This is a genomic window from Bradyrhizobium sp. (assembly GCF_049581145.1).
GTDB lineage: Bacteria > Pseudomonadota > Alphaproteobacteria > Rhizobiales > Xanthobacteraceae > Bradyrhizobium.
Map to the genome: position 1 here is coordinate 1 of NZ_JBAURI010000651.1, position 7,722 is coordinate 7,722.

The 7,722-nt window shown below is 62.8% G+C and carries 6 protein-coding genes and 1 pseudogene; 5 read left to right on the top strand and 2 right to left on the bottom strand.

The features are described 5' to 3' along the window. Together WCB02_RS21470 and WCB02_RS21475 are read right to left on the bottom strand one after the other, a co-directional pair. Window positions 1-2,053: L,D-transpeptidase family protein (locus WCB02_RS21470; RefSeq protein ID WP_423961208.1), on the bottom strand; the 2,053-nt coding region annotated here is incomplete at its 3' end. A gap of 338 nt (window positions 2,054-2,391) precedes the next feature. Next, window positions 2,392-3,897 carry a sigma-54-dependent transcriptional regulator gene (locus WCB02_RS21475; RefSeq protein WP_423961209.1) on the bottom strand — a complete coding sequence of 502 codons (1,506 nt, stop codon included), beginning with the start codon at window positions 3,895-3,897 and terminating at the stop codon, window positions 2,392-2,394. Window positions 3,898-4,025: 128 nt separating this feature from the next. On the opposite strand from WCB02_RS21475, the gene WCB02_RS21480 reads away from it, so the two are divergent. The 5 genes and pseudogenes from WCB02_RS21480 to WCB02_RS21500 form a co-directional block, all read left to right on the top strand. Continuing rightward, on the top strand, window positions 4,026-5,936 hold the full coding sequence (locus WCB02_RS21480; protein WP_423961211.1) for a M3 family oligoendopeptidase: 1,911 nt from the start codon (window positions 4,026-4,028) through the stop codon (window positions 5,934-5,936). A 79-nt stretch (window positions 5,937-6,015) separates the two neighbouring features. Then, the gene (locus tag WCB02_RS21485; protein ID WP_423961218.1) at window positions 6,016-6,288 is read left to right on the top strand and encodes an AbrB family transcriptional regulator; all 273 of its coding nucleotides are present in this window, start codon (window positions 6,016-6,018) and stop codon (window positions 6,286-6,288) included. Beyond that, window positions 6,285-6,668 (top strand): type II toxin-antitoxin system death-on-curing family toxin, encoded by a 384-nt coding sequence (locus tag WCB02_RS21490; protein WP_423961214.1) that lies wholly within the window; start codon window positions 6,285-6,287, stop codon window positions 6,666-6,668. Before WCB02_RS21485 ends, WCB02_RS21490 begins: the two co-directional genes overlap by 4 nt. Window positions 6,669-6,780: 112 nt before the next feature. After that, entirely contained in the window at window positions 6,781-6,933 is a 153-nt protein-coding gene (locus WCB02_RS21495; RefSeq protein WP_423961216.1) for an aa3-type cytochrome c oxidase subunit IV, read from the top strand. Window positions 6,934-7,061: 128 nt separating this feature from the next. After that, a pseudogene (locus WCB02_RS21500) lies at window positions 7,062-7,722 on the top strand (NAD(P)(+) transhydrogenase (Re/Si-specific) subunit alpha); the annotation flags it as partial.

Consider the following 7,722-nt stretch of genomic DNA (forward strand, 5'->3'; position numbering starts at 1 on the left):
GCGCAACCACATTCTCCAGATCCTTGCCGTGGGCGCCCCTGAGCATTGCGATCATCTCCGCGTCGCGGCCGTAGACGTCCTTGCGGAACTGCAACTTGCCGGCGTCATCCACGAACGCGGTCTGGTAGGTGATGTTGACCGGGATCGGGGTCGGGAATTTCAGGTCGATCTCGCTCGAGCCATACATGCTGCGGATCTTCTCCGGCGTGTAGTGCTCGTTCGGCAGCGTCATGTTGAGCAGCACGGACGCGTATTGATCCGGGTACTGCACCCGCATGCAGCCGTGGCTATAGGCGCGCTCGCTCTTCGCGAACAGATATTTGTCCGGCGTATCGTGCTGGTACACCAGGAATTTGTTCGGGAAATTGAAACGGACGCGGCCGAGCGCGTTGGCATCGCCCGGCGGCTGCGAAATGTGGATCGAGCCGTCGCGGGCGCGATCGAGCTTCAGCCCCATGCGGTCCAGCACGGTCGGGTCCTGCTGCAGCGCCGGCAGATACTCATTGTAGATGATCGAGGGCGGCACGTTCCAGGTCGGATTGACCGTGATGAACTTCATGGTCTCACTCAGCAGCGGAGTGGCGTGAATGCCCGGCTTTCCGGTCACCACACGGGTGGTCCAGACCTGGACGCCATGCTGCATCACCTTCAGCGTATAGTCGGGGATGTTGAGGATCACATAGGCGTCGCCGATCGCGGGTGCGCCGAGGTCGCGCGGCAGCCAGCGCCAGCGCTCCATGTTGACGACCACGGTGTCGATCTGCTTGTCACGCTTCGGACTGTTCAGCGCAGCGACGGTCCGCTCGTCGAGAATGCCGGTCGGCCTGAGATCGGCGCCCTCCTGGAACCGCTCCACGGCGTCGGCGACCTTGGCATCGTAGTGATCGTCATCGGCGTTCTCGGTCATGCCGAGCTTGACGCGCAGCTGCGGCACGCGCGAATCTTCCACGGCGACCGCCGGCTGCTTCTTGTTGTGTGACGGCGTGTATTTCAGCACCGGCCCGTCGCCGATCCGGAGCATCGCGACGTCGCTTCCGCCGCGCAATTCGGAAAGCTTCTTTTTCAGCTCCTGATAGAGTTTTTGCGGCGGGTTGTAGCTGTCGAGCGCGGTCGAGGCGTCCTTGGCGGTCGTGATGTTGGTGAGCACCTCGGTCGGATCGGTCGGGTGGTCCGGATACTGGATATCGCCCGAGACCTGCGAGTAGTGCATCCGCCCACTTTGTGCCTGGCGCGCATAGTCGAGCACGCTGTTGCTCAATTTCAGGTCGGCTTCGGCGAGCGCGTCCGGCGTGGTCGCGGCCGCGAAATCCGGCACCGGATAGTCGGCGGCATTGAGGCCGTCTGAGGCCGCGTCCTTCAGACGGGCGATGGCGCCCCTGGCGTTGTCGGTCAGCCCTCCGGCCTGGGTCCAGAGCGGCGCAAATTCATGGGCACCATAGAACTTCTCGACCGCAGCCCGCTCGGCCTTGCGCTCGAAATAATGCGGCGTCTTGCCGGCCAGGAGTTCCTTGATCTTGTCGGCGACCGGCTGATCCGCCGCCGGCAGCGAACTTGCGGCCTTGACCGGCTCCTGTGCAGGCTGTCCGGCGGCCGGTGTCACGGAAGCTGCCGCGGGCGCTGCTGGGCTCGGCGCCACCGCCGTTGAGGCCGGCGCGCTTGGGGCGGCGGCATCGTCGCTCTTCGGGGCCTCGCCCTTCGGCATTTCGCTCGTCGCGGTATCGGTGTTGGGCGTGTTTTTCGGCGTGTCGGTCGGCTGCGTAGCCGGCGTGGCAGTCAGATCGACCGGTTTGCTGTCCGGTATGACGGGGGCCTCCGCCTTGGTCGCTGCGGGCACCGATGCGGTGGTCTCGGCCTTGAAATCGCTGGCGGTGGGCGGCGGCACGTTTGCCGGTTCGGGACGCGGGATCGCGGCATCGATCGCCATTTCCGCGGCGCTGCCGCGGGCCTGGTCGCTCTGGGCCAGTGCCGCGGTCGCGGAGACCGTGAGGAAGGTTGCCGCGACGGCCATCAGGACGCGGTCAAATCCGCCACGGTTGCTCAAACAGTCTCGCATCGGTTGCACCCCTTGGGTGAATGTGCCCCGGCCTGGGCCACTTGTTGGGTCATCTTCCGTCAGCATTCGCTAGAGCCGGTCCGCGAAGGCCAAAAAACATCGGCACGCCACGATTGATTCATCGACGATACATAGGCTTGGCGGCTGCAGCCAGCGCCACCGAGGCCTCTCACGACAAACTGACAAGAAAACAGACGGAACATGCGCTTTTGCCACGTGCGTTTATCTTTGTCTGTCACCCGCGGGACACGGTTCGATGGTTCTGAAATAGCCCGCGTTTGCGGCGTTTTTGCCGGCGTCGGGGCCGTCAAGATATCCGGTTGCCGCAATTGGTAACATCAGCCTGCATCCTCGGCGCGATCGGAGGCAGGACCGTCGGCGGAGGCTTCGTCGAGCTTGCGATAAAGCGTCGAGCGGCCGATCTTGAGGCGCCGCGCAACCTCTGACATCTGTCCGCGATAATGGGAGATCGCAAAGCGAATGATCTCATGCTCCATCTCCTCCAACGGGCGCATTTCGCCTGCGCTGGTGAGCATGGCAAGCATGCCGCTGGCGGGGAGGGGGGCAATCGGTATTTCATTGCCGGAAACGATCGAGGGCGACGTCGGATGCAGTGCGGGCGAAACCACGAGCGGCTCCGCCGGCACATCGGATGGGACCGTCGACTGCGCCGAAATGATCGGAAAGTCCGCCAGTCCCAATTGGTCGCCTTCGCTCATGACGACGGCACGATAGACCGCGTTTTCGAGCTGACGGATGTTGCCGGGCCAATCCAACTGCGAAAGATGCGCCATCGCCTCGCCGGTAATTCCGGTGATGGTGCGGCTCTCTTCGGCTCCGAACCGTGCCAGGAAGTGGCGGAGCAGATGCGGAATGTCCTCGCGGCGGACGCGAAGCGGAGGAATCGTCACCGGCAGCACGTGCAGGCGGTAGAACAGATCCTCCCGGAAATACCCGCCTTTGACGCGATCGAGCAATTTGCGGTTGGTAGCCGAAATGATACGGACGTCGACCTTGACCGGCTTGCGGCCACCGACGGCCTCGACCGCGCCCTCCTGCAGCGCCCGCAACAGCTTTACCTGGGCGGTCAGCGGCAGTTCCGAGACCTCGTCGAGAAACAGGGTACCACCGGAGGCCTCGACGAATTTGCCCATATGACGCTCGGTCGCACCGGTGAAGGCGCCCTTTTCGTGGCCGAACAGGATCGACTCCAGGAGATTGTCGGGGATCGCGCCGCAGTTGACCGCCACGAACGGTTTTGACTTGCGCTCGCCGCTGCCGTGAATGGCGCGGGCGAACAATTCCTTGCCGACGCCGGACTCGCCTTCGATCAGCACCGGGATCGAGGACGCGGCGGCCTTCTGCGCCGTGCGCATCACGCCGGCCATGGCTTCGCTGCGGGTAATGATGTCGGAAAAGCTCAGCCGGCCCTCGCGGCTGTGGCGGATGCGCTGCAATTCGCCTTTCAGCGCCGAGGTGTTGAGCGCGTTGCGCAGCGAGACCTGCAGCCGTTCCATGCCGACCGGCTTGACCACGAAATCGAGGGCGCCCGCGCGCATCGCCGACACCACATTGTCGATGCCGCCGTGGGCGGTCTGTACGATGACGGGAATGTCGAGGCCTGCTTCGCGGATATTGGCGAGGACGCCGAGGCCGTCGAGCCCCGGCATGACGAGATCAAGCACGATGGCGTCGACAGAAACCGCGCCGGACCCGGATAATTTGGCGATCACCGCATCGCCGCTATCGACGACGACCGTCTCATAGCCGCATTTCTGCACCATATTTTCGACCAGTCGACGCTGTACCGGATCGTCGTCGGCAATCAAAATACTGGCAGCCATGGTGTTATCCCCGCACTAGGACTATCTGTCTCGAATCGGGGCAATCTCGCCGATGCCGATTAACGCACCCTTAAGCCTTGCCGCCCCGAAAAAATTTCGCGCAAGCCCGAACACAGGTTTCCACCAAGATGCCCCCACGTTCCACCTCCGCTCTCCGCAAGCCGAACTCGATGAAATCCGCGGCCAAGCCTTCGACCAAATCTTCAGCCAAGTCTGCCGCCAAGCCCGCGAAGTCCGCGACCGGATCCGGAACCGCGAGCAGGACGGGCAAACTGCCGGAATGGAATCTTGCCGATCTGTATTCCGGAATCGACGCGCCGGAAATCGCGCGCGACCTGCACAAGATGGATGCCGAATGCGCCGCGTTTGAGACGGACTACAAGGGCAAGCTCGCGGAACACAGCGCGCGCGGCGACGGCGGGCCATGGCTTGCGGAGGCCATCAAGCGCTACGAGGCGATCGACGATCTTGCGGGCCGACTCGGATCCTTTGCCGGCCTCGTTCACGCCGGCGACAGCGTCGATCCGTCGATTTCCAAATTCTACGGCGACATTTCCGAGCGGCTGACGGCCGCCTCGACCCATCTGCTGTTCTTTCCGCTCGAACTCAATCGGATCGACGACGGCGTGATCGAAGGCGCGATGCAGGCCGCGGAACTCGGACACTTTCGGCCCTGGATCGAGGATCTGCGCAAGGACAAGCCTTATCAGCTCGAAGACCGCGTTGAGCAGTTGTTCCATGAGAAGGCCCAAAGCGGCTATTCCGCCTGGAACCGTCTGTTCGATCAGACCATCTCCACGTTGCGTTTCAAGGTCGCCGGCAAAGAGCTTGCAATCGAGCCGACCCTCAATCTGCTGCAGGATCGTGCTGCGGAGAAGCGCAAGGCGGCGGCGGACGCGCTGGCCAGGACCTTCAAGGCCAACGAGCGGACCTTCGCGCTGATTACCAACACGCTCGCAAAGGACAAGGAGATATCCGACCGTTGGCGCGGCTTTCAGGACGTCGCCGATTCGCGCCACCTCAACAACCGTGTCGAACGCGAGGTGGTCGATGCGCTGGTCGCCTCGGTGCGCGCGGCCTATCCAAAACTGTCGCATCGCTATTACGCGCTGAAGGCGCGCTGGTTCAAGAAGAAGAAGCTCGCGCATTGGGATCGCAACGCGCCGCTGCCGTTTGCTGCCACAGGCAGCATCGACTGGCGCGACGCGCAGAACATGGTGCTGACGGCGTACCGCGGATTCTCGCCTGAGATGGCCGGGATCGCCGAGCAATTCTTCAGCCAGCGCTGGATCGACGCGCCGGTGCGGCCCGGCAAGGCGCCGGGAGCGTTCTCGCATCCGACCACGCCCTCGGCGCACCCTTACGTGCTGATGAATTACCAGGGCAAGCCGCGCGACGTGATGACACTCGCGCATGAACTGGGTCATGGCGTGCATCAGGTGCTGGCGGCGAAGAACGGCGCGCTGATGGCGCCAACGCCGCTGACGCTGGCCGAGACCGCCAGCGTGTTCGGCGAGATGCTGACCTTCAAGCGATTGTTGTCGCAGACCAGGAACGCCAGGCAGCGCCAGGCGCTGCTGGCCGGCAAGGTCGAGGACATGATCAACACCGTGGTGCGGCAGATCGCGTTCTATTCGTTCGAGCGCGCGGTCCATACCGAGCGCAAGAACGGCGAATTGACCGCCGAGCGGATCGGCGAGATCTGGCTTGGCGTGCAGACCGAGAGCCTGGGCCCGGCGATCGACATCAAGCCGGGCTATGAGAACTTCTGGATGTACATCCCGCACTTCATCCATTCTCCCTTCTATGTCTACGCCTATGCGTTCGGCGATTGCCTGGTGAACTCGCTCTACGCGGTCTACGAACATGCCTCCGAGGGGTTTGCCGAGCGCTATCTCGCGATGCTGGCCGCGGGCGGCACCAAGCATTATTCGGAGCTGCTGAAGCCGTTCGGGCTCGACGCCAAGGACCCGAAATTCTGGGACGGCGGGTTGTCGGTCATCGCCGGCATGATCGACGAACTGGAGACGATGGGCTGAGCTGACGGTGGGCCGTAAAACATTTGTTGAACGGGTTGAAGCGCCGTGTTATACATTTCGTATAACGGAGCTTTTTAGCATGAGCGACCAATCGAAAATCGCACCGGACGCCCGCGGCCAAGTGATCGGAACCGTCGAGATCAAGAAGATTGGAAACTCGTCGGGAATCATCCTCTCGAAGGAGGTGCTGGCGCGCATGCATGTCAGCGTTGGCGATAGGCTTTGTGCGACGCTGACCCCCGATGGCGGTTTTCGATTGACCCCCCATGACCCGGATTTTGAAAAGGCGATGGAAGTCGCGCGGCGCGGCATGAAGCGCTATCGCAATGCGCTGGCCGAACTCGCCAAATGAGTGAGCCGTTTTGGCTCACGCGCCAAATGGTCGTTGCATTTCACGACGAACAGCTTGCGATCCATGGTGGCGCGAGCGGTTTACGCGATGAAGGCATGCTCGAGTTAGCGCTCGACCGGCCGAAGAACAAGCGGTCCGACGAAAACGCTGAACTGCCCCAATTGGCGGCTGCCTATGCCTTTGGCTTGGCGCGCAACCACCCATTCGTGGACGGCAACAAGCGGACCGCTCTGCTCGCGCTGGATACTTTTCTCGGTGTAAACGGCATCGATTTCGATGTACCCGAGGCGGATGCTGCAGCCATGATTATCTCGCTGGCTGCCGGCGAGGTCAGCGAAGAAAGCCTCATCCGCTGGATCCGCGACAATTGGCCTGCCTGATCGGCCGGCTGAAGCGACACACCTCGATTGGAAACCGCCTGCTGCCGTTGCCCTGCCGTTGGGATTGCGCTAATTCCAAGCTGGAAGTAAGGGACGCTGACTGGGGACATCGATGGCTGAGCATAGCGAAGTGGCTTATACGACCGCTGATGGTAACGATTATCAAGCGCACGAGCAGACTTATGAAGGTTTCATCAGGCTCGTGAAGTTCGGCACGGCATCCGTCGCGCTGCTCCTGATCCTGATGGCGATTTTCCTGCTCTGATCCGCTCCAGCCGCGCGCTCGCGCGGTCATATCTCCAAATCGCCAACCCCCGGTCGCAAGATCGGTATCCATCTTCGCGGAAATGGCGCTAGTCTCACAATGCGCGCAGTCTGCCCGCCGGAGGCCTCATGAAGATTGCCGTCGCCAAGGAAATCGATCCCTCCGAGCCGCGGGTGGCGGCGTCGCCGGATACCGTGAAGAAATTCAAGGCGCTCGGCTTTGATGTCGCGGTCGAGCCGGGGGCGGGCATCAAGTCAGGGCTGCCGGATGCCGAATTTACCGCGGTCGGCGCCACGGTGGCCGCGGATGCGGTCAAGGACGCCGACATCATCATCAAGGTGAAACGGCCGGAAGCCGCCGATCTTGCCAACTACAAGCGCGGTGCGCTGGTCATTGCGATCATGGACCCCTATGGCAACGATGCCGCGCTGAAGGCGATGGCGGACGCGGGTATCTCGGCGTTCGCGATGGAATTGATGCCCCGCATCACCCGCGCCCAGGTGATGGACGTGCTTTCGAGCCAGGCCAATCTCGCCGGCTACCGCGCGGTGATCGAGGCGGCGGAAGCCTTCGGCCGCGCCTTTCCGATGATGATGACCGCGGCCGGCACCGTGCCCGCCGCGAAGGTGTTCGTGATGGGCGTCGGCGTCGCGGGCTTGCAGGCGATCGCGACCGCACGCCGGCTTGGCGCGGTCGTCACCGCGACCGACGTGCGGCCTGCCACGAAGGAACAGGTCGAAAGTCTCGGCGCCAAATTCCTCGCGGTCGAGGATGAGGAGTTCAAGAACG

Coding starts and splice junctions, on each gene's coding strand:
- WCB02_RS21490 (WP_423961214.1), top strand. CDS start 6,285: ATGAGTGAGCCGTTTTGGCTCACGCGCCAAATGGTCGTTGCATTTCAC.
- WCB02_RS21475 (WP_423961209.1), bottom strand. CDS start 3,897: ATGGCTGCCAGTATTTTGATTGCCGACGACGATCCGGTACAGCGTCGA.
- WCB02_RS21495 (WP_423961216.1), top strand. CDS start 6,781: ATGGCTGAGCATAGCGAAGTGGCTTATACGACCGCTGATGGTAACGAT.
- WCB02_RS21480 (WP_423961211.1), top strand. CDS start 4,026: ATGCCCCCACGTTCCACCTCCGCTCTCCGCAAGCCGAACTCGATGAAA.
- WCB02_RS21485 (WP_423961218.1), top strand. CDS start 6,016: ATGAGCGACCAATCGAAAATCGCACCGGACGCCCGCGGCCAAGTGATC.